Origin of the sequence: Mesorhizobium sp. M0659, assembly GCF_040320605.1 — a bacterium.
GTDB lineage: Bacteria > Pseudomonadota > Alphaproteobacteria > Rhizobiales > Rhizobiaceae > Mesorhizobium.
The window spans coordinates 1-25,825 of sequence record NZ_JAMYPY010000002.1 but is presented as its reverse complement, the minus strand read 5'-3'; the positions used below and the strand labels follow the sequence as shown (position 1 = coordinate 25,825).

General features: G+C 64.6%; 26 protein-coding genes. 13 read left to right on the top strand and 13 right to left on the bottom strand.

Going from position 1 to position 25,825, the window contains the following annotated elements; all coding sequences use genetic code 11:
• The first annotated feature begins 240 nt into the window (after positions 1–240).
• The 3 genes from NKI31_RS03290 to NKI31_RS03280 all read left to right on the top strand — a co-directional run bounded on the left by NKI31_RS03290 (position 241) and on the right by NKI31_RS03280 (position 3,981).
• Positions 241–1,791, top strand: a complete 1,551-nt coding sequence (locus tag NKI31_RS03290) for a sugar ABC transporter ATP-binding protein (protein WP_352650403.1) — start codon at positions 241–243, stop codon at positions 1,789–1,791.
• Positions 1,788–2,759 carry an ABC transporter permease gene (locus NKI31_RS03285; protein WP_023710849.1) on the top strand — a complete coding sequence of 324 codons (972 nt, stop codon included), beginning with the start codon at positions 1,788–1,790 and terminating at the stop codon, positions 2,757–2,759. The genes NKI31_RS03290 and NKI31_RS03285 overlap by 4 nt, the downstream gene beginning before the upstream one ends.
• A gap of 241 nt (positions 2,760–3,000) precedes the next feature.
• Entirely contained in the window at positions 3,001–3,981 is a 981-nt protein-coding gene (locus NKI31_RS03280) for an ABC transporter permease (protein ID WP_352650401.1), read from the top strand.
• A gap of 289 nt (positions 3,982–4,270) precedes the next feature.
• On the opposite strand, the gene NKI31_RS03275 is transcribed toward NKI31_RS03280, so the two are convergent.
• Both NKI31_RS03275 and NKI31_RS03270 read right to left on the bottom strand, forming a co-directional pair.
• Positions 4,271–4,711 (bottom strand): lipid-binding SYLF domain-containing protein, encoded by a 441-nt coding sequence (locus NKI31_RS03275; protein ID WP_023686526.1) that lies wholly within the window; start codon positions 4,709–4,711, stop codon positions 4,271–4,273.
• 160 nt (positions 4,712–4,871) lie between these two features.
• On the bottom strand, positions 4,872–5,864 hold the full coding sequence (locus tag NKI31_RS03270) for a hypothetical protein (protein ID WP_352650399.1): 993 nt from the start codon (positions 5,862–5,864) through the stop codon (positions 4,872–4,874).
• A 198-nt stretch (positions 5,865–6,062) separates the two neighbouring features.
• Between NKI31_RS03270 and NKI31_RS03265 the strand changes: the two genes are divergently transcribed.
• Positions 6,063–6,731 carry a GNAT family N-acetyltransferase gene (locus tag NKI31_RS03265; RefSeq protein WP_352650397.1) on the top strand — a complete coding sequence of 223 codons (669 nt, stop codon included), beginning with the start codon at positions 6,063–6,065 and terminating at the stop codon, positions 6,729–6,731.
• Between the two features lie 13 nt (positions 6,732–6,744).
• The gene (locus tag NKI31_RS03260; protein ID WP_023686529.1) at positions 6,745–7,956 is read left to right on the top strand and encodes a cytochrome P450; all 1,212 of its coding nucleotides are present in this window, start codon (positions 6,745–6,747) and stop codon (positions 7,954–7,956) included.
• Here NKI31_RS03260 and NKI31_RS03255 read toward each other — a convergent pair.
• The 4 genes from NKI31_RS03255 to NKI31_RS03240 all read right to left on the bottom strand — a co-directional run bounded on the left by NKI31_RS03255 (position 7,940) and on the right by NKI31_RS03240 (position 11,428).
• Complete coding sequence (locus tag NKI31_RS03255) at positions 7,940–8,854, bottom strand: glycosyltransferase family protein (protein ID WP_352650396.1); 915 nt, start codon at positions 8,852–8,854, stop codon at positions 7,940–7,942. The genes NKI31_RS03260 and NKI31_RS03255 overlap by 17 nt on opposite strands.
• On the bottom strand, positions 8,851–9,726 hold the full coding sequence (locus tag NKI31_RS03250; protein ID WP_023686531.1) for an alpha-1,2-fucosyltransferase: 876 nt from the start codon (positions 9,724–9,726) through the stop codon (positions 8,851–8,853). The genes NKI31_RS03255 and NKI31_RS03250 overlap by 4 nt, the downstream gene beginning before the upstream one ends.
• Before the next feature lie 105 nt (positions 9,727–9,831).
• Positions 9,832–10,191, bottom strand: coding sequence for a hypothetical protein (locus NKI31_RS03245; RefSeq protein WP_023691921.1), 360 nt, complete (start codon positions 10,189–10,191; stop codon positions 9,832–9,834).
• A gap of 88 nt (positions 10,192–10,279) precedes the next feature.
• A complete protein-coding gene (locus tag NKI31_RS03240; protein ID WP_352650394.1) occupies positions 10,280–11,428 on the bottom strand; it encodes an amidohydrolase in 1,149 nt (382 codons plus the stop codon).
• A gap of 289 nt (positions 11,429–11,717) precedes the next feature.
• Between NKI31_RS03240 and NKI31_RS03235 the strand changes: the two genes are divergently transcribed.
• The 3 genes from NKI31_RS03235 (at position 11,718) to NKI31_RS03225 (ending at position 13,374) form a co-directional block, all read left to right on the top strand.
• A complete protein-coding gene (locus NKI31_RS03235) occupies positions 11,718–12,713 on the top strand; it encodes a GlxA family transcriptional regulator (RefSeq protein WP_352650392.1) in 996 nt (331 codons plus the stop codon).
• 68 nt (positions 12,714–12,781) lie between these two features.
• Positions 12,782–13,063 (top strand): type II toxin-antitoxin system ParD family antitoxin, encoded by a 282-nt coding sequence (locus NKI31_RS03230; RefSeq protein ID WP_023669694.1) that lies wholly within the window; start codon positions 12,782–12,784, stop codon positions 13,061–13,063.
• Positions 13,060–13,374 carry a type II toxin-antitoxin system RelE/ParE family toxin gene (locus tag NKI31_RS03225; RefSeq protein WP_023669695.1) on the top strand — a complete coding sequence of 105 codons (315 nt, stop codon included), beginning with the start codon at positions 13,060–13,062 and terminating at the stop codon, positions 13,372–13,374. The genes NKI31_RS03230 and NKI31_RS03225 overlap by 4 nt, the downstream gene beginning before the upstream one ends.
• On the opposite strand, the gene NKI31_RS03220 is transcribed toward NKI31_RS03225, so the two are convergent.
• From NKI31_RS03220 to eglC, 3 genes are read right to left on the bottom strand one after another with little or no spacing between them, the layout of a single operon-like run.
• Positions 13,361–14,680, bottom strand: a complete 1,320-nt coding sequence (locus tag NKI31_RS03220) for an HlyD family type I secretion periplasmic adaptor subunit (RefSeq protein WP_352650389.1) — start codon at positions 14,678–14,680, stop codon at positions 13,361–13,363. The genes NKI31_RS03225 and NKI31_RS03220 overlap by 14 nt on opposite strands.
• A gap of 3 nt (positions 14,681–14,683) precedes the next feature.
• Positions 14,684–16,444, bottom strand: a complete 1,761-nt coding sequence (locus NKI31_RS03215; protein WP_352650387.1) for a type I secretion system permease/ATPase — start codon at positions 16,442–16,444, stop codon at positions 14,684–14,686.
• Positions 16,445–17,869 (bottom strand): endo-1,3-1,4-beta-glycanase EglC, encoded by a 1,425-nt coding sequence (eglC, locus tag NKI31_RS03210; RefSeq protein ID WP_352650385.1) that lies wholly within the window; start codon positions 17,867–17,869, stop codon positions 16,445–16,447.
• 416 nt (positions 17,870–18,285) lie between these two features.
• On the opposite strand from eglC, the gene NKI31_RS03205 reads away from it, so the two are divergent.
• Positions 18,286–18,729, top strand: a complete 444-nt coding sequence (locus NKI31_RS03205; protein ID WP_352650383.1) for an SRPBCC family protein — start codon at positions 18,286–18,288, stop codon at positions 18,727–18,729.
• A gap of 70 nt (positions 18,730–18,799) precedes the next feature.
• On the opposite strand, the gene NKI31_RS03200 is transcribed toward NKI31_RS03205, so the two are convergent.
• The 3 genes from NKI31_RS03200 to NKI31_RS03190 form a co-directional block, all read right to left on the bottom strand.
• Positions 18,800–19,765 (bottom strand): hypothetical protein, encoded by a 966-nt coding sequence (locus NKI31_RS03200; RefSeq protein ID WP_023714109.1) that lies wholly within the window; start codon positions 19,763–19,765, stop codon positions 18,800–18,802.
• A 128-nt stretch (positions 19,766–19,893) separates the two neighbouring features.
• Positions 19,894–21,396 (bottom strand): helicase HerA domain-containing protein, encoded by a 1,503-nt coding sequence (locus tag NKI31_RS03195; RefSeq protein ID WP_352650381.1) that lies wholly within the window; start codon positions 21,394–21,396, stop codon positions 19,894–19,896.
• A 137-nt stretch (positions 21,397–21,533) separates the two neighbouring features.
• The gene (locus NKI31_RS03190) at positions 21,534–22,175 is read right to left on the bottom strand and encodes a glutathione S-transferase family protein (protein ID WP_023754275.1); all 642 of its coding nucleotides are present in this window, start codon (positions 22,173–22,175) and stop codon (positions 21,534–21,536) included.
• Between the two features lie 146 nt (positions 22,176–22,321).
• On the opposite strand from NKI31_RS03190, the gene NKI31_RS03185 reads away from it, so the two are divergent.
• Positions 22,322–22,552 (top strand): hypothetical protein, encoded by a 231-nt coding sequence (locus tag NKI31_RS03185; RefSeq protein ID WP_023669703.1) that lies wholly within the window; start codon positions 22,322–22,324, stop codon positions 22,550–22,552.
• A 132-nt stretch (positions 22,553–22,684) separates the two neighbouring features.
• Here the strand turns inward: NKI31_RS03185 and NKI31_RS03180 are convergent, their stop codons facing one another.
• Positions 22,685–23,170 (bottom strand): hypothetical protein, encoded by a 486-nt coding sequence (locus NKI31_RS03180; RefSeq protein ID WP_352650379.1) that lies wholly within the window; start codon positions 23,168–23,170, stop codon positions 22,685–22,687.
• Positions 23,171–23,345: 175 nt separating this feature from the next.
• Between NKI31_RS03180 and NKI31_RS03175 the strand changes: the two genes are divergently transcribed.
• The 3 genes from NKI31_RS03175 to NKI31_RS03165 form a co-directional block, all read left to right on the top strand.
• Positions 23,346–23,711, top strand: coding sequence for a RidA family protein (locus NKI31_RS03175; protein ID WP_023683098.1), 366 nt, complete (start codon positions 23,346–23,348; stop codon positions 23,709–23,711).
• A gap of 104 nt (positions 23,712–23,815) precedes the next feature.
• Complete coding sequence (locus NKI31_RS03170; RefSeq protein ID WP_352650376.1) at positions 23,816–25,042, top strand: amidohydrolase/deacetylase family metallohydrolase; 1,227 nt, start codon at positions 23,816–23,818, stop codon at positions 25,040–25,042.
• Positions 25,043–25,282: 240 nt separating this feature from the next.
• Positions 25,283–25,825: transposase (locus NKI31_RS03165; RefSeq protein WP_502899092.1), on the top strand; the 543-nt coding region annotated here is incomplete at its 3' end.

Sequence of the window (25,825 nt, the reverse complement as noted above, 5' to 3'; positions counted from 1 at the left end):
GGCGAACGGCCCCCCTCGCCACACAGACTAGCGCTCTACCGCGCCCCCTCTGTCCTGCCGGACATCTCCCCCACAGGTGGGGAGATTGGCTGTCATCTCGGCTTTCGCTAATTTTCTACGTCGCAAGACGAGGGACGGCGCCGGAACTGCCAATCTCCCCCCAAGTGGGGGAGATGTCCGGCAGGACAGAGGGGGGCGCCGTAGAGTGCCAGCAAGAGAATTTCTGATGCGGACATCGATTTGACCACCAGCCCCCTCCTCGACGCCACCGGCGTCGCCAAGAACTACGGCGCGGTCGCGGCCTTGCGCAACGCGTCGCTCTCCGTCCGGCCCGGCGAAGTCCACGCGCTTATGGGCGCCAATGGCGCCGGCAAGTCGACGCTGGTAAAGATCCTGACCGGCGCCATTCCCGCCAATGCCGGCCGCATCCTGATCCGCGACGAAGCGCGCGACATTCGCTCGCCCGCCGCCGCGCGCCGCGCCGGGCTGCTGCCGGTCTACCAGGAGCCGTCGCTAATCCCCGATCTCGACGTTCTCTCCAATCTCAGGCTCACCGGCACGCCGGTCGAGCCGTTCCGCGCCTGGGTGCGCGAGCTCGGCATTCTTGACCTCGATCTGCGCGACACCGCGCGCGACATTCCGCTGGCCGTGCTGCGCGTGCTCGACCTGGCGCGGGCGCTCGCCGTCGGGCCCGACGTGCTGCTGCTTGACGAGATGACGGCGGCCCTGCCCGCCAACCTCGCCGAAAAGGTGCTGGAAGTGGTGCGCCGCCAGGGCGATTCAGGCCGCGCCGTGATCTTCATCTCGCACCGCTTCGTCGAAATCTCCGCACTATGCGACCGCGCCACCGTGCTGCGCGACGGCGAGACCGTCGGCGTCGTCGACATCGTGCCGGGCGTCGAGGAAAAGATCGTCGAGCTGATGCTCGGCACCCGTATCGTGAAAACTCATGTCGCCGCCCGCAGCGCCGCCGAGAAGGCCGCGCCCGCGACCACCCGGCCGCGCATTTCGGTGCGAAACCTGCGCGTCGGCGCCAAGCTCAGCGATGTCTCCTTCGATCTCGCCGACGGCGAGGTGGCCGGCGTCGTGGCGCTCGAAGGCCAGGGCCAGGACGAGTTGTTCGCCGCCCTTGCCGGCTCGATCCGGCCCTCCGGCGGCACGATCGAAGTCGATGGCCAGCCGGTGAAATTCTCGCATCCGATCGACGCCATCCGCGCCGGCATTGCCTATGTGCCGGGCGACCGCTCGGAAGCGCTCGCCATGCAGCGCTCGGTGCGCGAAAACATCGCGCTGCCTTTCAGTGCCGCGCTGCGCAACTGGGGCCCGATCAACAGGTGCCGCGAACGCACGACCGTGCTCAGCGCCATCGAGCGGCTGCAGATCGACACCCGCGCGCAAGGCGAGGTGCAGCGCCTGTCCGGGGGCAATCAGCAGAAGGTGACCATCGCCCGCTGGATCGCGGCGGATGCCCGCACCATCCTGTGCTTCGACCCGACGCGCGGCATCGATGTCGGCACCAAGCAGGAGATCTACAAGCTGCTGCGCGAACTCGCCGGCAACGGCAAGTCGGTGCTGTTCTACACCTCGGAGCTGGAGGAGGTGCAGCGCGTCTGCGACCGCGTCATCGTCATCTTCGGCGGCCGCCTGGTCGACATTTTTCCGGTCGAGGAGGCCGACGAGCCGGCGCTGATGCGCGCCGCCTACGGCCTGCCGCGCGGCGCCAAGGCCGATATCGGCATATTGGCTGATCCGACCGCGAACACTTCGGCTTCGCCGGAGGCGACGCCATGAGCCATTTCCTGCGCCGCCAGGGCTGGGTTGTCGGCCTGTTCGCCCTGCTCATCGTCCTGTTCATCGCCACCAGGATCATCCAGCCGGCCTATGGCAGCAATGATTTCGGCTCGCTCGCCCGCGCCGTTCTGCCCTATGCCTTCGCAGTCGCCGCGCAGACGGTGGTCGTCATCGCCGGCGGCATCGACCTGTCGGTCGCCGCCATGATGGCGCTGACCAGCGTCACCGCGGCGTCGATGATGAATGGCGCGAGCGAGGAATACGCGCTGTTCGTGGTGCCCTTCGTGCTGGCCATGGGGTTTGGCCTTGGCGCGCTCAACGGCCTGCTCATCGTCGTCACCCGCGTGCCCGACATTGTCGTCACGCTGGCCATGCTGTTCGTGCTGCAGGGCGCCGCCCTGCTGGTGCTCGATGCGCCCGGCGGTGGCATCGCCGAATGGCTGAAGGCGCTGATCTCCGGCACGGTACCGATCCCCGGCCTGCCCGACGCCGTAGATGCCTGGCTGCCCAAGGCGCTGCTGGTGCTGATCGTGTGCCTCTGCGTCATCTGGATACCGCTGCGGCGCTCGCGCCTCGGCCTCTCCATCTACGCCATCGGCTCTAGCGAACTGGCGGCGTTCCGCTCCGGCGTGCCGGTCAAGCGCACTCGCATCATCGCCTATGCGCTGTCGGGCCTGTTCGCCGCCTTTGGCGGCCTGGCGCTGACCATGAGCACCGGCATCGGCGCCCCCATCCCCGGCCCCTATCTGCTCGCCAGCGTCGCCGCCGTGGTGCTGGGCGGCGTAGCGCTCGGCGGCGGCAAGGGCGGCCTGCTCGGCCCCATCGTCGCCGTCTTCGTGTTGAGGCTGGTGCGCACCGACCTGACGCTGCTCGCCATCGACCCGAATGTCACCGCGATTATTGAAGGGCTGATCATGGTGGCGGTGGTGATGTTCGGGGCGTTTATCACCATGCGGGGGCGGCAATGATGGGTGTGCTGTCGCAGAGAGACGTCGGCGTTCCTTCGCGCCCCCCTCTGTCCTGCCGGACATCTCCCCCACGAGGGGGGAGATCAGCTGTCATCGCCGCTTTCGCCAGCCTTCAACGTTGCAAAAAGGAGCGAGGCGCTGGAGCTGCCAATCTCCCCACAAGTGGGGGAGATGGCCGGCAGGCCAGAGGGGGGCGCCGTAGAGCGCCATCCTCGCAGCACACAACACCAAGAGCCGCCCCATGAGCACCACCGCCATCACCCCGGTCCCCTTCGGCCGCCGCATAAAGCGCTTCATGGCCGATCGCCCGCTCATCCCGCTGATCGTCCTGCTCGCCATCCTGGTTATAGTCCTGCAGGTCCTGCGCCCCGGCATCGTCAACGAGCGCTGGATCGCCAACACCATCAAATTCGCCATCCCGCTGGCGATCCTCTCGGGATGCCAGACCATGACCATGCTGACCGGCGGCATCGACCTGTCGGTCGGCACGGTGGCAACGATGAGCGCCTTCATCATGGCGACGCAAGTGGTCAACCAGGACCCGGCGGTGGCGTTCCTCCTGGCGATGATGCCGGCGGTGCTGATCGGCCTCGTTAACGGCATCGGCGTCGGTGTCTTCCGCGTCCACCCGCTGATCATGACGCTGGGCACCAGCCTGATCGGCACCGGCTGCCTGCAGGTCTACCAGCGCACGGTGATCGCGTCGGGCGCAAAAATCCCCGACTTCCTGGCTTGGCTCGGCACCGGCGTGACATGGGGCTTCCCCAACGCGCTGCTTTTGTTCGTGCCGCTCGCCGCCCTGATCGTCTTCACGCTCGCCCGCACCGGCTTCGGCCGCCTGCTCTACGCCGTCGGCGACAATGAGCGCGCGACCCGCCTGTCGGGCGTGCAATACTGGCAGGTCATCACCGCGCTCTACGTCACCTCTAGCGTGCTCGCCGGCATCACCGGCCTGCTCTATATCGGCCTGATCAAGGCGCCGTCGCTGTCGCTCGCCGAACCGCTGGTGCTGCCCTCGGTCGCCGCCGCCGTCATCGGCGGCACCTCCATCTTCGGCGGCCGCGGCGGCTACACCGGCACCATCATCGGCGCCCTGATCCTGACCGTGCTGACAACACTGCTGACCATCCTGCAGATGCCGGAGGGAGCACGGCGGATCTTGTTCGGGCTGATCGTGCTGTTCGTGACGGCGGCGTATTTGCGGATTGTGGAGGAGCGGTAGTGGCCGAGGCCAGCGCCAGCCCTCACTCCCTCTCGGCTTCGCCGAGCCCCCTCTACCCCCACGTCCGTGGGGAGAGGAAATGCCAAGCTTTTTGGCGTGGAGGAACCCAAGCTTTTCGAGAGAGAGGGACACCCAAACTTTTGAAGGCCGCGACCTCGGAGATTAGCGTTTCCTCTTCCCCCACGGATGTGGGGGAGAGGTGGCTCGGCGAAGCCGAGACGGAGTGGGGGAGCACCCTATGCGGTTGCCACCATCCTGGGCGACCTTGCCCACCCAGACGCAACGCCCCTTACTTCAACGAAATCGCCATCCCGCTCAGATCCGCATTCACCTGCAGGCCCACCTGCCGGCCGGTAAGCTCGAGCTGGGCGCCCTTGTCGTTGGTCATGACGATCACCTGCGCGCCCTTGCCGAGCGCGCCGCCACCACCCGCCGCGCCGTAAACCCCGGTCGCATCCCGCACCCTGCGGATATGGCGCACGGTGCCCCGGAAATAGGTCTTGGAAACCCCGAAGGCGAAGCCGCCCGAAACGCCGCCGATCGTGATCGGATAGGAGCGCCCATGGAAGGTCAGCGTGCCCTCACCGCCCGAGCCGCCGACGAAGAAGGCCGCCTTGTAGACGGCAAAGCGGATCGTGCCGCTATCGGCATGCGCGGCGCTGGCAGCGCTGACGGACACAGTTGTGATGGCCGCAACCGCGAGCGAACGAAAGCTGGACGAGATGGTCATGGTGGGAGCTCCTCAAGTGCGCCGCTCACCCAACCGGCAGGGCTCGTCGGCGTCGTAACCAACTTGAACAATCTAGCCCGTGATTTGGTTCCAGGCAGGCTGTGACAAGATCCGACGAAACGTGACGTGGTGTACTTTCGGGTTGCGGAGGAGGCGGCGGCTATTTCCTCTTCCTGAGCACTTTTCGCAGCGTTAACTTCAACCGCCTCATCTGGTAATGGCGCCGCAACTTGGCCAGCGCCGACTGGTGGGCGGTGTCGATTGCAGCCAGCGAGTCCGCTTCGGTAGCCTGCGGCAGCGCGAGCAGCGCGTCGGCCTGAAGATCGGCAAAGGGCTTGGGGTCATAGATGGCGAACGGCGTCGGCGGGTCGCTGAGCACGGTGGGGTTGCTGTTGATCTCGAACACTACAAGCCTGCCGTCCACGAAAGTGTAGTCGATGCGGCCATACTGCATGCGGGCTTTTTCGAAGACCTGCATGACCGCATTGGCGTCAGGATTCGTATCGATATAGGTCCTGATTTCTTCGATATGCGCCGGCAGCAATTGCTCGGGCGAATTCTTGACGAACCACGATTTCGACATGGCGCAATGCTGGCCGTAGATCGTATCGCCGACCCGAAACGCCGCGTACTTCCTGAAATAACCGTCCATTCCGGGGGTGCCGATCATCTCCACCACCATCGGCCGCACCAGATCGCTACCGTCCAGCCGGGCGATCGCGGCGTCCAGCGCCGGCCGGTCGTGCAGCAGCGGCGGCTCCCTGTAGAGTGCGCCCGTCTCGTCGCGGATGAAAACGGGATAGCGTATCGCCTCTTCCAGCTCGTCCGGCCTGAACACACGAAAAGCGTTGCTGCCGTCGGCATGAAGCAGGCGCAGCAGGTCGAAGCGCTGCAGGCTGGCGGTCGGGTGATTGAGCTGCGTCAGGCCGGTGTTGTCAGCCAGTTCGGCGCTGATGCCGGCCGCGCGGCTCAATTCGTCCGATGTCAGCCGGTCCATGTCGGACCAGATGACCACCCCGGCGCGAACGCCGCGCAGCAGCCCGGCATCCTCGTAGCGCACCAGCCGGAACCACGCCTCCAGGTCAGTCCGGTGATACAGAAGCACCACCGCCTGCGTGTAGGCGTGCTCCCGGTGCGCGACGTAAAATATCATGCGTTTCCGTTGTCCGTATGTAATTGCAAAGGGGAACCATGATAATTAGACAGGCTTGTGAAAGCCGTGAAATGGTTCTCGATCCGGCATGCGTCAAACAGGAGATAGAACAGGTTGACGTTTCCGTGAAGCTGCAAACCGCATTGGCAAGAAACTGCCATGCGCCATCAACGCGTTAGAAGTCGAGGCAGCCGACACATGAATTTAGACGATGTTGCGATACCCATCCGCCGGTTAGACCTGGAAGACATCCCTTTGCTGATGGAGCTTGAGGCTGCCGCCTGGGTCGCACCGCTGCAGGCGAGCGAAACGACCATCCGCCACCGGCTGGCACTCGGACACACCATGTTCGGCGCGATCGATGGCGATCTGCTTGCTGGCACCATCTGCTTTACCGAGACCAGCCAGGATCCGCTGGTGCGCGCCGATTTCCCCAGGAATTTCGATGCCTATGCATCGCTGCCGCGCAGCGAGCCGGTTTACGCACTTTACGCCTACAATCTCTGCGTCCGGCCGAGCCATCGCGGCTCCAACACGGCGGTGCGGCTCTTGAAGGAGATGGAGAGCCACGGCCGCCGCCTGGGCGCCAGCTGGCTGATCGGCGATGGCCGCTGCTCGTCCTATGCCGGCTCCTCGGGCGAAGAGTATGATCATGTCAAGGCCGATGCGCGGTTCCGCGCCACCATCGACCGCTGGAACCAGACCGGCACAAGACCGCCGCTGGAAGAGATCATCCGCGATCCGCTGCTGCGCATGCACTACCGCGTCTACGGATGCGAGTTCCTCTACGTCATGCCGGACTTCTTCCCGCAGGACGCCACGTCAGGCGGCTTCAGGGTCATTTCAGCCAAGAATCTCAAGGCATGAGATTCGAGCCGTCATGACAGCTCCGCATTTCGATCCGTTCGCGCTCGGCGACGACCCGTTTCCGCATTTCGCCCGCATGCGCGCCGCCGGCGGCATTGCGCGCGGCGTCGCGCCCTATCCCGAGCTGGCCGACGCGCATTATGTGTTCAGCCATGAGCTGGTGTCGGGCGCGCTGAAGCATCCCGCTCTTCTTCAGGCGCCGCCGGGTACATATGAAGAGGTCCGCCGCAAGCTCGTCGACCATGCGCCCATGGCTCTGCTCAGCCGCTCGGTGCTGCTCGCCGATCCGCCTCAGCATGGCGCCTTGCGCCGGCCGGTCGCTGGCTTTTTCTCACGGCCGGCCATCGAAGCTCTGACGCAAGGTCTTCGCGCGCTGAGCCACGAGCTGGTCGAGCGTGCGCTGGCGGATGGCCGCGTCGACGCCGTCGCCGGGCTCGCCGTGCCGGTGTCCTTCTGGCTGCTGCAGGAAATCCTCGGCATCGAGATCGAGGACCCTTGGGCGTTGAAATCGGTGACCCGCCGCATGGCCAGCGCATTCGACCTGCGAAGAGCGCAGCCGCCGGCAGCAAGCGCCGAGGCCTATCGCGAATGCCAGGCTTTTGTCGAGGAGCGGCTGGCTCGACAGGCCTACCGGCCGGACGGAATGGTTGCCGGCATGGTGCGGGAGGTTGCGCAAGGCCGCTGGTCGCGCGGGGACATGGTGGCCAACATCGTCTTCATGCTGTTTGCCGGACAGGAGACTGTCGTCGACGCTCTCGGCAACGCAATTGTTGCGCTGGATCGCTTTCCCGAACAGCGCGCGCTGCTCGAGCGCGGCGCTGTCGACTGGAGCAGCGCGGCGGCCGAACTGCTGCGCTATGGCGCCTCGGTGCAATACGCCGTCGCCCGCATCGCGGCGCAGGACATCGACCTCGGCGACGTCAGGATTGCGGCTGGCGAAGCGGTCGTGCCGGTGCTCGGCAGCGGCAATCGCGACGATGCCGTCTTCGCCGATGGCGACCGGCTGGACCTCACGCGCCCGCCAACCATGTCGATGACCTTCGGCACCGGCCTGCATGTCTGCCTCGGGCAGCATGTCGCCCGTATCGAGATCGCGGCGATGATAGAAGCCCTGTTCACCCGTGCGCCCGGATGGCGGCTCGATGCCGCAAATGCCGAGCGCCGCGCCTCGATGTCGTTTCACGGCATGGCTACCGCGCCGCTGATCCTCAACCCCGCTGCGTGAAAAGCGGCCGCGTCAGGGGGATGACCGCCGGGTCGAGCGACCTGACGATTTCCGAAACCTTTGCCCGCAAGGCGCCCACCGTCGCATCGTCGAGCGGATCGAGAATATCGTTCTGATCTCTCGATACCCGGTACTCGTCCAGCGACGGCGCCTCGCTCGACGGCGTGAAGCCGCCGCCGCGGGCATGCTTGTCGGCCAGTTCCTGCCTCGATTTCACGGCATAGTGGCGGATCCAGCCGATCTTCCATTCCATCGGCATGGCCGCCGGGTGCTTGTCGAGCGTCATGCCGTCGACCAGCGTCCTGCGCAGCGAGATGCGGAAACCGTGCGGGTGCGGCATGAACTGCCCGGGATCCCGCAGCGCCTTGCGCAGCACCGAGGACACGCGGGCAAACGACTTCTTCCAGCGCGCGGTCGGGGCGTCATGCGTGCCGCGCCTTTGAAACCGCACCGTCACCAGTTCGTCGTCATAGGCCTCTTTGCCGTCGCTGCCGAAATTCACCCAGCGAAAGGCGACGCTGCGCACGCCCGGGCGGCTCAAAAGCGAGCGGACCAGTTCGGCTCCGCTCCACGGCGGCGCGTCGAGCGGCTCGAGGAACTCGTCGGCGTCCATGAAGCCCAGATAGCGATAGCCGTGGAGCAATGCCTGCCAGTAAAGATAGGAATAGGCCCGCCGCTGCGGCAGCACCGTGTCGTGTCGCCAGTCGACCAGCCGGATCCAGCCGGCATCGCGCAACGCCTGGAGCACCGCCGTCTGCGGTCCGGCGCTGCAGTTGTCGGCGATCATCAGGTCGAAGCCATGCAGCTTGTGCCAGGCGACCCACTCGATCACATAGGGCTGCTCCAGCTTCATGATCGCGCAGATCACCGGCCTGTTGACGGAAAACGGAATTCTCATCGCAACGCTTTCCCCGCGCCACCCGCTGCTGCTTGAGGCTCGACCTGCCGGAACGGGATCGCATCGCCATAAAATGCCGCAAGCTGCTCCGAAGAGCCCGTCCAGTCGCCCATGTCGAACTGGTGGAACCGATAGCGTGGGTCGTCAAGGGGCAGCAGGTCGATATCCGGCCTGATGCACCGGTCGAATATGCCGGCCACCGGCAGATGGATCGTCCGCGCCGAAGACAACCAACCGGCCAGCCAGGAGAAGCTGCTCACCCCCGTGACGAGATGGCTCGCCCGGCGCAGCGTCTCGAAATCGGTCAATGGCGACGCCTTCGGCGCGAAGACAGCATCGGGAAAACGCTGACGCAGGCGCCGGCAATAATCGTTGTCGTCATGGGTCTGGCCGACGAAGACCGGCTTGCGGCCGCTATCCTTGATGAGCGTCTCGAAGAAGCCGAATGGCATCGGGCAATAGTTGCGGTGGAAGCCGTCGAGGATGTCGCCGGCCCGCACATGGATGACGAGAAAATCGTCGCCATGGGTCGGCGCGGCGACGGCACGCCCGTCGAACAGCCCGGAGACCTCGTCCCGGTCATAATAACCCAGCCGCTGCGCGAAGCCCTTGAAGCGGATGCTCCGCGCCCGCCTGTCGCGGAACGCGGCTATGATCCCGTCGAGGTCGTAGCGGTGATAGCCGTCGACCCGAAGCAGCCGGTATTTCCACAACAAAGGCGGCCGCACCCTGGCAATGGACCATTCCGGCAGGTCGGCGTCGCAGACATAGCCACCGGGGATACGCTTCGCCAGCACATGGCAAAACATGTACTGGAACATCTTGTTCGCCATGCCGCCAAACGGCTGCATCACGATGGGCACTTGCCGCATTGGACCCCTTTCGCCAAAGACGGTCATTGTTACCCGAGCTGCGCGGGCCGGTCGACTGGCCTCTGACGCCAAGGGCGCATCATGATCGCCGCCGGCAAGCCACCCTCAGGGGTAATGCGTCGGCTTTGGCGCGTAGATCTTTGGATCGAAGTCCAGATCCCTCGGCAAGGGCAGGCTTGAGCACTGCAAATGCACCTCGCGTGCGAGCAGCCTTCGCTGCTTCTGCTCGTTCTCCTTGATGGCCGCCACGAGGCCCATGCTGTAGGGCCCCAGCACGACGCCGGCGGCCCATCCCGGATGCTCCTTCTCGCGCGCGTCGTAATTCATGGCATCGGTGCGGGCCTGCTGGCATTCCGGCGTCGCCCATTTCGGGTCTTGGGTCGAGAGCGAGGCTCCATACTGGACCGGAGACGATACGCACCCTGCCACTGTCGCGGTCAACGCGACGACCATTGCAATTCTCATCCGCAAGCCCCTCCTAATGTAGGAGGCGACTACAAGACGATTCCAGCGGGAAAAAGGCAGGTTCAGGATGCGGATCTTGCATGGCCGCTCACCCCAACAGGTTGCGCGCCGTGCGCATGAAGATTTTCGAGCCGATCGGGATCAGATCGTCGGGAAAATCATAATCGGGATTGTGCAGCGAAGGATGGCGCTCGCCGGCGCCGAGAAAGAACATGGCTGAGCTCGCCTTGTGGCCGAAGATGCCAAAATCTTCCGAGGCGCGCATCGGCAGGGCCTCTTCGCTGCGCGCGACACCTTCCTCGTCGAGTGCGCGGTTGAGATGCTCCACCGCATCCGGCGCATTGATGCTGGCGACGAAGATCTCGTGATAGTCGCAGCGCACGGAAAGGTGGTGCTCGTCCGCGGTCCTGGCAGCCAGGGCTTCCGCAGCTGCGACCAGCTCCGCCATGCGCTCGTCGCGCCTTGTGCGCAGCGTCGCCCACACCTCCGCATGTCCGGGCGCAATGCCGAACACGGCCTCGCCCATGGTCGCATGGGTGACGGTCACCATGCTGAAATCAGCATCGGCGAAAGTGCCGCGCCCCAGTGCCGGAAGCGCCGGCATCAGTTGACTGATCGCCGGCATCGGCGACACGCCGGTTTCGGGCATGGAGGAATGCGCGGTCTTGCCCTCCACCACGATGCGGATGCCGCGCGAGGCGCAGTTGACGACGCCGGGCTTGAGCCGCACCTCGCCGAACGGCACGCCCGGCAGATTGTGCAGCGAGAAGGCGAAGTCCGGCGCGATCTCGCCAAAGCGTGGATCGGCGACGACGCCGGCCGCACCATTGCCGGTCTCCTCCGCCGGCTGGAACATCAAGACGACGCGGCCGCGGGCCGGCCGCTCACGCCCGAGCTGGCGGCCAAGTGCGGCCAGGATCGCGGTGTGGCCGTCATGGCCGCACATATGCGATTTTCCCGGCACCTGCGAGGCATGCTCGACGCCCGAAAGCTCCTCGATCGGCAGCGCATCGATCTCCGAGCGGAACAGCACCGTCGGTCCCGCCTGGCCGCTGTCATAGACCGCCGCCACGCCATGACCGCCGAGGCCGGTCAGCACCTTGTCCGGCGCTGTATCGGCGAGGAAGCTGACGACTTCCTTGGCGGTCTGTTCTTCCTCGTTGGAGATTTCCGGGTTTTGGTGCAGCTTGCGGCGCCATGCCGTCAGCTCGATGATATCGCGATTGGTCAGGGTCATGGCTTGGGCTCCGCTTTGGTGCTGCAGGTTACACAAACACGATAGGGTTTTTCTCACGCCGTGCCATACTGATCAATTCCACTGGTCCATCTGCCTGTCTTGTGTGAGCGTAGATGACGACATCCCATGACCACCACACAACCCAGAGAATTTCCAGCTCCGCACTGAGGCCGTCGATCTCATCTCCGACATCCGGTGGCTTCTCCTGAAAAGCGCCGCGTGCTCGCCTGTGCGACATCTTTCGCGATAATTGCTTCCATCCACCCGAAGGAACGGTTTCGGAGCAACAATGGCCAGGCGGTTTGCGTTTCTCTTGGTTCGCGACTTCACGCTGTCGCCGCTGTCGCTGTTCATCGACACGCTGCGGCTCGCCGGCGATGAAGGCGACCGCAGCCGCCGGATCGAGTTCGACTGGGAGATCGTCGGCGAGCGTGGCCTGCCGATCCGGGCGAGTTGCGGTGTCGAGTTGCTGCCGACCAAGGCGATCGGCAATCCGCAGGAGTTCGACAATGTCGTCGTGGTCGGTGGCCTGCTCGACACCAACCGCAGCCTCAGCTCCGAAAAGGAGGTCTTCCTGTTGCGGGCGGCCGAAAAGGGCGTGCCGCTGACGGCACTCTGCACCGGCAGCTTCGTGCTCGCGCGCTACGGTCTGCTCGATGGCTACAGTGCTGCAGTCAGCTGGTTTCACATCAAGGATTTCCGCAGCCAATTCCCTGATGTGAACGCCCATGCCGACAGCCTGTTTTCCGTCGATAGGGGCCGCTCGACCTGCGCCGGAGGCACGGGTGCGGCCGACCTTGCCGGCCATTTCGTGTCGCAGTTCATCGGCCGCAAGGCTGCGGAAAAAGCCGCCAAGATCCTCGTGCTCGACCGCATCCGCTCGAGCCTGGATGTGCAGCCCGTCGGCGATCTCTTTCCGGCCGCGTCGAGCCGAGCGGTGAAACGGGCGCTGCTTCTGATGGAAAGCAATCTCCAGGAGACGCTGTCGGTCGCCGAGATCGCGGGCCGGTTGCATTTATCCCGGCGCCAGCTTGAGCGGCTGTTCGGCGCCGAGCTCGGCATCGGCCCGATGGCCGCCTATCTTGCGCTGCGTGTACATCAGGCCAAGTCGCTGCTGGAGGGGAGCGACTTGGCAATCGGCGACATCGCCTACCGCTGCGGTTTTCCCAATGCCGGCCATTTCAGCCGTGTCTTCCGCCATCAGACCGGTATCACGCCGACCCATCTCAGGCATCCGAACCGAATGTCCGGTGTCTTTGCCGACGGCAAGGGGAGCGGTCCCTAAGCCTATATTGGGGCGTGCGATCTCGCCGTTGGTATGATAATATCATACCAACCTGATAGGAGGGATCCATGTCCGCCACCGAAAAACGCACCTTCAGCCTGCCGGCCGAGCAGGCTGCTTTCATCGACCAGCTCGTTCGGTCCGGCACATACGCGACCAGCAGTGAAGTGATCCGCGCCGGTCTTCGCGCATTGCAGGAACGCGACGCCGCCGTGGAGCGCTGGCTGCGTGAGGAGGTCGCGCCGACCTATGATAGGTGGAAGGCAGACCCCTCCCAGGCCATCCCGGCCGACAAGTCTTTTGACAGCATCCGCGCACATCACGCAGCTCGCCTCAAGGGGAACGTGTGAAGCGCCGGCATGTTGTCCTTTTGCCGGAAGCCCAGACGGACCTGTTATGGATATACGATACGGTCGCTCACGCATCCGGCAACCTCACCGCCCTTCGCTACATCGAGCGGATCGAGCGATTTTGCCTGGGTCTCGACTATGCCTCGGAACGCGGAACCCTAAGGGATGATGTGCGGCCGGGGCTTCGCATCGTTGGCTTCGAGCGCCGCCTGACTGTGGCCTTCACCGTAGAAGGCGACCAGGTGGTGATTCTCAGGGTGTTCTACGGCGGCGTCAACTGGGAGGACGAGCTGGCGCCTATCGCTCCGTGAACGCCCGCGCGAACGAGTCCAGCATCGGCCGCGCCAGATATTCGAGGAAGGTTCGGTCGCCGGTGCTGATAAACGCCTCGACCGGCGTTCCTGGGTAAAGCTGCTCGGCTTTCACGCTCTGCGGCAGCGTGTCGGTGATCTTCAGCCTGGCGCGGAAATACGCCTCATGCGTGGTTTCATCGATCAGCCGGTCGGCGGAAATTTGCGTCACCGTAGCCGGGACCTCAGGGGTGAGGCGCGCGTTCAGGGCGGACAGCCTGAGCTTCGCCGGCTGGCCGACGCGAACCAGGTCCACGTCTTTCGGCCGCAGCTTCGCGTCGACGATGAGGCCCGACTCGGTCGGCAGGATCTCCATGATCTTCTGGCCCGGCGCAATCACGCTGCCTTTGGAGTTGTAGATCGAGGATACCACGATGCCGGCTGCCGGCGCCTTGATCGTCGTGCGCCCCAGCACCGCCTCGGCTGCGGTGATCTGTTCGCCGATGTCGGCCAGGCTGGTGCGAACCTCGTCGAGCTTGGTCAGCGCGTCCTCGACGCGCTGCGTGGTCGCGCGCTCGACCTGCGCCTGGGCTTCGACGATCTGCGTCTTGGTCGCTGCGATATCCGCCTCCAGCGCGCCGGCCTGGCCGACCAGATCGGCCTCGCTGCGCAGAAGCTGCGAATATTCGCTGCGGTTGGTGAGACCCTTGTCGAGCAGGCCGGTCTTGATGCCGAGTTCCTTCTTCACGATCTCGGCCTGTTGCTGGATGGCGAGTTTCTGCGCCTCCAGTCCCAGCGCCGACTCACGATGCATGGCGACGCGCTGCGCCAGGATCGACTGCTCGGAGCGGAACCGGGCGAGCCTGGCCTCGAACTCCTTCTGCTGTTCGTGCACCAGATTGTCGAAATCGCGCTGGAACGGCGCGGGTGCTGCTTCGGCGATCGGCGCCAGCCTGTCCGATCCGTCGCGCTCGGCCTCAAGTCGCGCGGCACTTGCCCTGAGCGCGATCGTCTGTCTGGTCAGCCGGTTGAGGTCGGTCTCGGCCGCCCTGCGGTCGAGCAGGACCAGCGGTTCGCCTTGTTGCACGCGGTCGCCTTCATGCACCAGCAACTGCTCGATGATGCCGCCCTCGGGGTGCTGGATGAGGATGTTGCCGCCCGTCGCCGAGATCGTGCCGGAGGTGATCACCGCGCCGGAGAGCGGCGCGTTCGCCGCCCAATAGCCGAAGCAGCCGACGAAGAGCGCTATGGCCACGTAGCCGACGACGGCCATGCGGCGGAAGTCGGTGCGCGGTCGACCTTCGAAGGCGAGGCTCTGCTGCATCATCGTCTATGACCCGAAGCGGACGCTGTGCGGGCGCACGGTCGGCACGAACGAGCCTGTCACCACCGCGCTCCCGGCCTTGCCGGCCGCCGGTTGCCTCAGCACCTCGCTCGCAGGGCCGAAAGCTTCGACCATGCCGTTGCGCAGGACCATGACGCGGTCGCAGGCCGCGGCGATCGAAGGGCGATGCGTGATGACGACTGTCGTGACGCTTACACTTCGCGCGGCCGAAAGCATCCCTTCGAGCGCCGCCTCCCCACTGCCGTCGAGATGGGCGTTGGGCTCGTCCAGCACCAGCATGCGTGGCTTGCCGTAGAAGGCGCGCGCCAGCCCTATCCGCTGGCGCTCGCCGCCCGACAGCACGGTATGCGACGGGCCTATCATGGTCTGATAGCCGTCGCGCAGCGTGAGAATCAGCTCATGCGCCTCGGCGCGCCTGGCCGCTTCGACGATCGCGGCGTCATCGGCGTCGGGTTCGAAGCGGGCGACATTTTGCGCGATCGATCCCGGGAAAAGCTCCACCTCCTGCGCGAGATAGCCGATATGCCTGCCAAGCTGGGTTTCGTCCCAGCTCCTCAGGTCGGCGCCGTCGACCCTGACCGCGCCGCCGGTCGGCTGCAGCGCGCCCACAAGCAATTTCGCCAGCGTCGATTTGCCGGCCCCGCTCGGGCCGACGATCGCCACCGCTTCGCCGGCGCCGATGGCAAAATTCAACCGCTTGAGGATGGGCTCCGTGCCGAAAGCCGCAGTCGGCGCGATGAAGAACAGATCCTGCACCGAAATCGCGCCCAATGGATCGGGCAGTGCGAGCTTGCGCCCCTGCGCTGGTTGCGCCGCAAGGGCGGTGTCCAGCCGTTTCCAGCATCGCTTGGCGTCGACGATCTGCCGCCAGGATCCGATCAGCTGGTCGAGCGGCTGCAGCGCGCGCGACGACACCAGCGACGAAGCGAAGATCATGCCGGCGGTCATCTGCCCTTGCAGCACCAGCCACGCGCCGGCGCCGAGGATCGCCAGTTGCAGCATCATGCGCAGCGCCCGCGACGTCGCGCTGAAGATCGCATTGGCGCTTCCGGAACGGTCATGCAGGGTCAGCGCCTCAGCAACGTGTTGTCCCCAGACCGCGGCGGCATTTTGCACCATGCCCATGGCGCGCAGCGTGTCGGTGTTGCGGGCGAAGGCCTGCTCCGCCTGGCTGGCCACCGCCGAGCGTTCCGCCGACATGGCATCGTTCCTGCCGATGGCAAGCTGGTTGGCCACGACCAAGAGAAACAGCAGCACGGCGCCGGCGAGCGTCAGCCAGAACAGGACGGGATGGATGAAATAGAGCAAGGCCAGGAAGACGGGCGCAAACGGCAGGTCGAACAGCACCGCCACGCCGCGCGACCTGATGAAGGCGCAGGCCGTGGCAAGGTCGTTCAGCGGCGACAGCCCGCTGCCGGCATGTCTGGCGCCAAGCGAGGCGGCGAATGTCCGCGCGCCCAGTTTCTGGTCGACGGTGGCCGCAACACGTTGCGCGTAGATGGCGCGGACCGCGTCCAGCAGGCCGAGGAAGGCGAGCGCGAGGACCGCCATGGCCGAGAGATAAAGCAGCGTCTCGACGCTGGAGGACGGCAACACCCGGTCATAGACCTGCAGCAGATAGAGCGGGATCACCAGGAGCAGGATGTTGATCAGCAACGAAAAGATGCCGATATCGGCGATGCCGCGCAGGAAAACCGGGCGCAGGCCGATGGCCGCATCCCTGAGTGGCGCGCGGTCCCGTGACATCTAGACCGCGTGCTCGGCTGTCGTGCTCAGATGGCTCTGCTGCAAATCGTTCAGCGTATAGGCGTGGATATAGTCGATCTTCATTTGCGCGGGCGTCGCCAGATGGTCGGGCGGCGCGCCGGCTTGACCGCCGACCGCAAGGTCGACCAGCATATACATGGGCTTGTTCATATCGGACGGCGTCGCCGCTTCCGCGACCTGGACGCCATCATAGGTCCAGACCAGCTTGTCCGGCGTCCACAACAGGCCATAGGTGTGATAGCCGTCGGTGTTGGAGACATTCACCGTCGACCCGACCGTGGTGTGGGTTCCCGTCTCATTTGTGTGCGCGGTCATGAGAAGCGCATTCGGGTTCTGCCCATACATTTCGATCACGTCGAGTTCCGGGGGCCATGAACCGTCTTCGGGCAGAAGCCAGAAGGCCGGCCACGCGCCGGCGTTTTCCGGGAGATCGGCCCGCATTTCGAAATAGCCATAGGTCTGCGAGAAGGTGTCGTGCGTCGTCAGTATGCCGGAAGTGTATTCGTAATTGTTGATCAGCGGCTTGATGTCGTCGGGCGCATGCGCCGCGGTTATGGTGAGCACGCCGCTTGCGACGCTGAACGGATGGACCGAGCTGGTCGGCGCATAATTGGCGTCGATATACCATTGCAGCTCGCCGTTCTGGGGCTGCGAGCTGCCGTTCTGCGCCCCCCACCAGAAATTGGAATCCCAGATGCCGCTCTGGCCGTTCCACAGCCTCAGCGTGTTGAAATCGTCGTTGAAGGACAGCGTCATGCCGGTCTTGTCGATCGGCAGCTCGAACTGGCCGGGCTGAAACTTGTCGATCGTGGTGTTGTGGAACACCAGCACCTCGCTCGAGCCGAGGTTCAGCTGCACGTTCGATCCCACCTGGACCATATTGGCGTGGACGGCCTCGAACGAGGTGAAGGCATAGCCGTTGAGGCGCACCGTGTCGGTCGCGCCGAAATCGGAGATCAGGTCGCTGCCATTGCCCTTGGCGATGATGAAGGTGTCGGCGCCGGCGCCGCCGATCAGCACGTCATTGCCCTTGCCGCCGTCCAGCGTCTGGCTGCCAGCGCCGCCCGTTATGATGTTGTCCTGAGCATTGCCGAAGGCATAGTGGCCGTCGCCGGTGACGACGAGGTTCTCGAAATTGGCGGGCAGCTTGTAGCTCATCCAGGTGTCGATCGTGTCGACGCCCGCGCCGTAGTTCTCGACCGCTTTGTTGATCGTCGAATAGAGATGGTAATAGTCGTCGCCCGCGCCGCCATACATGGTGACCCTGACGTTGGTGTCGCCCCAGAAGGAATCGTTGCCCGAGGTGCCGTAGCGGTAAGGCGCGCCTCCAGTCGCTGAGAACCAGTGGGTGGAAGCGCCGGTATAGGGAAGTGGAATGCCTTTGGCGTTGAGGACTGTGGTCATTCCGACACTCCTTGTGCGTGCTGTCTTGATCGTTCGACAACCTTCGAGCAACCATTTCGGATCAACTTTTAAATTGATCCATCGTTCCAGGGAATCATCCTATAGTACACGAAGAAGATCGTCGCCCATCATTTAATAGATAATGCCGAAGGCGTTAAGCCGATCCTAATACAACTTTGTAGGAGAGACTTACAATTTTAATAAATTGTGAGATCCGCGCCGAAAAGTTAAGCAATCTGTCAATGATGCATGCAAATTTGACGCGACACGGCCGCCTGCCTGAGGCGGCGGTCGAAGTCGTGGGCGGATGGCCGCCGGCAAAGGGCTCAAGAAAATTTGACAGGCTGTGTCGGACCGGGTGAGGTTCACCCGTCCTTGGGGCATCGAACAACGAAACCACAAAGGATACCGAAGAGATGCCAAGCACCGTACGTTTGCACCGCGTTCTGACGACCAGCCCGGAGAAGGTCTACCGCGCATTCATAGAAGCCGACGCGCTGGCGAAATGGCTTCCGCCGAACGGCTTCACTTGCACGGTACACAGCTTCGACGCGAAAGTCGGTGGCGCCTTCAAGATGTCGTTCCGAAACTTCACGACGGGCGGCAGCCATTCCTTCGGCGGCGAATATCTCGAACTCGTTCCCGGCGAGCGCCTGCGCTACACCGACAGGTTCGACGACCCCAATTTGCCCGGCCAGATCGAAGTGACCGTGCTCCTGAAGAAAGTGTCGGTCGGCACGGAACTCGACATCACGCAGGCCGGCATTCCGGACCTTATTCCGGCCGAAGCCTGCTATCTCGGCTGGCAGGAGTCGCTGCGCAATCTGGCAAAGCTCGTCGAACCCGAGATCAATCAGTAGAGCCCATCGGATCGGCGGCGCCGCCCAGCCAGTCCGCGCCGCCGACAATGCCGAGCCGAGGACTCATCCCTCACGGCCCGGTGCAGATCGGCAACGGTTGTGGCGGCGGTGGCGGGTTGTCCTTGGCGTATTGCGCGATGATCGGCTCAAGGCTCTTTCGCGGCCAGAATTTCGGCTTGCCGATCTCCTTCAGGCAGGACGCATTCCAATAGGCGCCCGATTTACCAACGGCGGCGATGTCGCGCGATTCCGGGTAGATATAGAGCGTCGTCGGATTGCTCTTCACCATCGAAATGATCTGGTCGGCGTCGGACGGCGACCAGCTGGTGCAGCCATTGCTGCGGCCGCCGGCGTAATCCACCAGCTTGCCGTATGGGACGAAGCCGTCATGGTCGGCATAGGAGCTGTTCGGGTTCTTGCGCAGGCACATGCCGCGCAACAGCCGCGCCGCGTGGCCGCCGATCACCCGCTGCCTGGCATTCGCCGTCTCGCCCTCGCCGTCGAACTGGATGAAGGTGCGCAGCAGCGCCTGGTCCTTTTTTGCGCCGATGCGGTAAAAACCCTTGAATGAGGTCTTTGCCTCGCCGGTCATATAGGCGCCGCCGGTCGTCAAGGACGAGTCCAGCGCATTGCCGAAGTTTTTCGCGCAGCGCTTCCCGTTGGAGAAATCGACCACGCCCTTCAGATTGCGGCCGCCGCCATGGCCCGACGAGATCGCCCTGAACGACTGCTTGGCCTCGCAAATGACGTAGTAGCGCCGCCCCAGCACGCCATTGCCGAGATCGCCGGGGCGCGTCGCATCCATGGCGAAATAGCAGCCATTGTGGACAGCGCCTTGCGCGACCTTCTTCAGGTAAAGCGCGCGCGCCCGCTCCAGCACCACTTGCGAAATCTCGCCGTCGTCATTGCCGACGTGGGCCTGCAGCCACGCCGGTAAATCGGAGGACGCGGCAAAAGACCGGGCAGACATCGTCAAGGCGATGCCGGCGATGGCGAGGAGGCCAAAGACAAAGACAGCCAGAGATTTCAACCGCACCGGACAACCCTCCCGCCCGAACCGTTCTGCGATTCTCGGAAACCCATCATAAATCGTCGCGCGCCGATCGGCGAAACACATCTTGTTCAGAACCGCGCAAGCAAGTCAGGTAGCTGCCTGTTCGCCTTTCACAGCGCCAGGCTGCCCTGTTCCGCCTCCGCGGCATTGGGGTCGCCCGGCGCCGTCGCCCAGGCGAGCTCGACCAGCGTCACCGTGCGGCGGCCGGTGCCGTCGAGCTGGCAGACGATGAGGCCCTGCTCCTCGATATAGGTGAGCAGCCGCCGGGCGCGCCGCAGCGAATGCGAGCCGTAGGCGCGCGCGATCGCCGCGTCGCTCGGGCACGGCCAGCCCTCCTTGGCGGCGCGGGCGATCATCATGAACACGCCCTGCATGTCCTCGGGCAGCAGCGAGGCGCGCACGGAAACGTCCTGCCAGGCGTCATCGCCTGCCATGTCGGCGCCGAGCCCGGCGCGGGCGCGCGTCAGCATGCGACGGAATTCTGAGAGGTCCGGCACCACCGAAGCGAGGCCTTCGATGCGGCAGCGGACGACGAACTCCTGATAAAGCACGCCGATGACGCGGAAACCCGCATCGGGCTGCGCCAGGATGGCGCGCAGGACACGGTCCACCCGCTCTCGCCGCTCGGCCATATCCTCGGCGCTTACCGCCGGTTCCGCAGGTTCGGGGCGGATGTCCAGCGCCGCCGATTTGGCCGCCATCAGCTGGTCGAGCAGCTCCGGCGACGCCATCCGGCGCGGCGCGCGGATCGTCTCGGGCGGCGGCGCCGCCAGGATGATGGCGCGTGCGTCTTCAAGCGCTGTTTCCGGCATTGCCATCAGCCGCGGCGTACCGTTGCGCGGGCTGGTCTCGGTCTGGCCGATGCGCACGCCGAGCGGGCGGCGCGACAGCGCCGGTCCCAACGCCATGAAGTGCCCGCGCTCCAGGTCTCGAAACGCCTCGGCCTGACGCCGTTCCATGCCCAGAAGGTCGGCGGCGCGCGCCATGTCGATATCGAGGAAGGTACGGCCCATGAGGAAGTTGGAGGCCTCCGCCGCAACATTCTTGGCGAGCTTTGCCAGCCGCTGCGTGGCGATGATGCCGGCAAGGCCACGCTTGCGGCCGCGGCACATCAGATTGGTCATGGCGCCGAGCGAGAGCTTTCGCGCCTCGTCGGACACTTCGCCGGCCACGGCGGGCGCGAACAGCTGCGCTTCGTCGACCACCACCAGCATCGGATACCAATGCTCGCGGGCAACCTCGAACAATCCGCCGAGAAAGGCAGCGGCGCGCCGCATCTGGTTCTCGGCATCGAGCCCTTCGAGATTGAGCACCGTGGAGACGCGGTGGATGCGCGCCCGCTCGCCGGCTGCTTGCAGGCCACGCTCCGTATGCTCCTCGGCATCGATGACCAGATGGCCGTAATGGTCGCCCAGCGAGACGAAATCGCCTTCCGGGTCGATGATGGTCTGCTGCACCCAGGGCGCGCTCTGCTCCAGGAGCCGGCGCAAAAGGTGCGATTTGCCGGAGCCGGAATTGCCCTGCACCAGAAGCCGGGTGGCCAGCAGCTCCTCAAGGTCGAGCGCCGCCGACGCACCCGCCGTCGTCTGTCCCATCTCGATGGCTACGGTCATGTCACGACTCTCCTTGCGGACAGGGCTTATCAACCCGGCCGCGAGCCGTCGAGCGCGCCATGGCAACTCGCCCGCTGTTCCACACCTATGCTGCCAAAGCGCCACACATCAGCCCATCTGCCCAAAGGGAAGGCACATCAAGCGGAGTTGACCGGCGGCAGAAGCGGCGCTTCCAGCCCGTCGAAGGGATCGCGCCAGGCATCGATGGCTTCGAGCCGGCGATACCAACCCAGAACAGAGGGATAGTCCGCCAGCGGCAGGCCGGCTGCATCGTTGAACGGCAAAAACGTCGCCATGCGGAAATCGGCATAGGAAAGCGACTTGCCCACAAGCCATGGCCGCTTGGCGAGCTCCGCCTCGAGAATCGCTGCCGCGATGCGGAACTCCGCCAGCCCCTCCTCGACCTTGCCCTGGTCGACAGGCCCAATCCCGTAGCGCTGCTTGGTTCCGCGCTCGAAATGCACGGTGTCGCAGGCCCGCACGAAATTTTCCTTGCCCCAGCTCAGCCAGCGGATCATGTCGGGTTGGTCGCCGCCGCCGCGCCAGAAATCCGAACCCGCTTCGCGCGACAGAAGGCAGGCTATGGCGTCGGCTTCCCACAGGCTGCCGCCCGTCCATGCCAATATCGGCAGGGTAAGATTGGGATTGAGCTGACGAAACCGCTCAGCCTGCCCGGGCGCCATGGGTGCCGCGAACTCACACTCGACCTTGGCCTGCAGATGACGTGCCGTTGCTACCGCAAGGCGCGGATTGGGATTGCGGCTGAAGTACAGTTTCATATCCGGTCCTGGACGCTGTGGGCTCGACCCTATCAAACACGCAAACGTGCCCTCCCGGCAATCTGGTCGGACCACGAATCCGCTGGCACACGCCGTTGTTCGGCGTATTATTTCCTTCGGGAGAGGGTTCTTGGCAGGAGGAAGCCATGAACGTAGTGCCGAGCGTACCTGTCATCGACGTGACAACCCAGAACCTTGTTTCCTCTGCGCTTTCCAGATTCCGCGCTGGCGATACCGTCTCGACCAGGGCGGCGCTCGACGCCATCCGCCGCATGGATCCAACCTGTGTCGACAGCGACGACGATCTCGTCGAACTCGTCGTCATGGCGGCAATTGGTAAGACCATGGCGGTTGTGTTCGACCACCGCTCCCGCTAGCCCTGTTGGACGAACCTGTCCCGTTCAACTCGCTTGAGCTCGAGTGGGTTCGGTTGGCGAGCTTTTACAGCTGCAGCCCGGAAGCGGACGTCTTCGTGCGCGAAGGCCGGCAATAGCATAAGCGGGTAAACCTCAGATCCCCAAGGGATGTGGCATGTAGCCGACGAAGCCGCCGATCTTCCAGTGGCCCGCCACCTTCCTGCAAAAATACAGCGTCTGCCATTTCAGCTTGTCGACGCTGCCATCGGCCTTGGCCACCGAGCCGTTGAACTTCTTGTGCAGCACGGCGCGGTCGCCATCGACATCGATGTCGCGCATGTTGGTGACGCGAAACAGCGCCTCGCGCAGCGGCTCGGCGAATCTGGCCGCCGCCGTCTCCTTGGCCTGGCGCAGCCATTCGTCGCGATAGACGGCAAGGCTCGGGAATTGCAGACGCCAGGCGTCGGCATCGCTGAGGAAATGCGCATGCATGCCGAAGAAGCTGTCGGCGAGGAAATCATCCTCGACCATCGACCAGTCCTGACCGACAAAGGCGTCGATGTCGCGCCGCACCAGCATTTCCCAGAGCGCGTGACGATCGGCATCGCCCTCTGGAAACGGGTTCTTGTCGAAGGTCATTGAAATCTCCTGTCGGGAAAATGCGACGCGCAAGATGCTGGCGAGCCTGCGATAAAGCAACACGCGTTTGGAAAAATGTTGCTTTCCAAAAAGCCCCCTATGAGGATCACCGGGACAGGCGTAGAGCGGTCGGCGAAAACGGCGCGCGGCCCGCCATTCTGAACAGGAGTTTCCCTTGCCCAAAGAGTGTTTTGGAACATCCCACGTGCCGCTGTCGCCGGCCGTGCGCGCCGGGGATTTCGTCTACATCTCAGGTCAGGTGCCGGTCGACGGCGACCGCATCGTGGTCAAGGGCGGCATCACCGAGCAGACCGAGCAGGTGCTGCAGAATGTGAAGGCGGCACTCGCGCTGGCCGGTTGCACCATGGACGATGTCGTCAAGACCACGGTCTGGCTCGAGGACGCGCGCGACTTCGGCGCCTTCAATGCCGTCTACGCCAAGCACTTCCCGAAGAATCCGCCGGCCCGCACCACGGTCGAATCGCGGCTGATGATCGACATCAAGATCGAGGTCGAAGCCGTCGCCTACCGGCCGGTTTGACCAGCCGGGGCATGATCCCGAAAAGTGGAGACGGGGTTTTCTCGGACAAACGGAAACCGTTTTGTCCAGAGATCATGCCCCAAAACGAAGAGAGGCAGGCGCCGATGCAGTTCGATCTCCTGATCAAGGGCGGCCGTCTGATCGATCCGGCCTCGGGCCTGGACGCGCCGCGCGATGTCGCCGTTGCGGGCGGACGCATCGTGGCCATCGAGGCGGCGATCGATGCCGAGCACGCCACCAAGATAGTCGACGCTCGTGATTGCATCGTCACGCCCGGCCTCATCGATTTGCATAGCCATGTCTATTGGGGCGGCACCTCGCTTGGCGTCGATGCCGACCGGCTGGCGGCCAAGAGCGGCACCACCACCTTCATCGACGCCGGCAGCGCCGGCGCCGGCAATATTCTGGGCTTTCGCCGCCATGTCATCGAGCGCTCGAAGGTGCGCATCCTGGCCTATGTCAACATCTCCTTTGCCGGCATATTCGGCTTTTCGCAGACGGTCTCCGTCGGCGAATGCAGCGATCTCAGGCTCTGCGAGCCACGCGAGACGGTGGCCGCGGTGCGCGAGCACGCCGATGTCGTCGTCGGCGTAAAAGTGCGCTCCGGCAAGCATGCCGGCGGCACCAGCGGCATCGCCCCGGTGGACCTCGCGCTGGAAGCCGCCGACCAGGCCGGTCTGCCGCTGATGGCGCATATAGACGAGCCGCCGCCCGGCCGTTCCGAGGTGCTGCCACGGCTGCGCCGCGGCGACATCCTCACCCACTGTTTTCGCCCGTTCCCCAACGCACCGGTGTTCGCCTCCGGCGCGGTCCGGCCGGACATGCGGCTGGCCCGCGAACGCGGCGTCATCTTCGACATTGGCCACGGCATGGGCTCGTTCGACTTCGCCGTCGCGAAGGCAATGCTGGCCGAGGGCCTGGCGCCCGACGTCATCTCCAGCGACGTGCATCTCTATTGCGTCGACGGTCCGGCCTTCGACATACTGGTCTGCATGTCGAAGCTGATGGCGCTGGGCATGCCGCTGGTCGAGGTGCTGCGCGCCGCCACGCAAAGGCCAGCCGAGGCGATCGCCAGGCCGGAGCTTGGGACGCTGAAAGTTGGCGGTGTCGGCGATGTCGCGGTGCTGAGACTGCGCCCCGGGCGCTTTACCTTCGTCGATGCGGTCGGTGCGGCGCTGATCGCGGATCAGCGGCTCACATCGGACGGCATCGTCGTGGGTGGTGTCTGGTGGCCGAACGAAGCCGCCGGCCACAACGAGACTGAGCGCTTCGAGGCCCACACGCACCATACGCATGTCGAGATCGCGGCACGGCATTTCGGGCGTGGATAATCTCCCTCCTTGAGGGGGAGATGGCCGGCAGGCCAGAGGGGGTCGGTTCGACCGGACGCAAGCTCCTCGCGGCAGCTGGAGGTCAGCGCTCCACGCGCGGCGACCCCCTCTGTCGCCTTCGGCGACATCTCCCCCTCAAGGGGGGAGATCGCTAGCGCCCCGAATTACTCACCGCCCCAAACACCCATAGGCGCTAAGATAGGTATTGCCTTGCGGAATCGGGTGTGATTCTACGCTGCGATGACACACGAATCGCTTGTTGATGACGGCTGGGCCGAGACGATTGAGCTTCTGGGCGGCGAAGAGTTGATCGCAGGAAGTGCCCGCGAGACGAAGGCGTTCCTGCGCCCGCGCGGCGTCAGGTCGGCGAGCGACCTGTTGCGCCTGACACTGGCTTACTGCCTTGGCAAGGTTGGCATGCGGGGCGTCGTGGCCTGGGCGGCGGCGAGCGGGATTGCCGACATTTCGGACGTGGCGTTGCTTGGCCGGCTGCGCAATGCAGGACCATGGCTGCAGCAGTTGATTGGGCACCTTTTGAAGCGCGAGGATGCAGGTTTGGCCAAAGGCCGGCTGGTTCGCATCCTCGATGCGACAGCGGTTGCCAAGGCCGGTGCGTATGAGAAGAAGAACAATGGTCTTTGGCGCATGCACTGCGCCTTCGAGCTTGAGCGCGAGCAGTTCGACTTCATCGAGATCACCGACCAGAGCGAGGCCGAGCTGATCGACCGCGTGCCGGTGGTGGCGGGCGAGATCCGCATCGGTGACCGCGCCTATCTGCAGGCC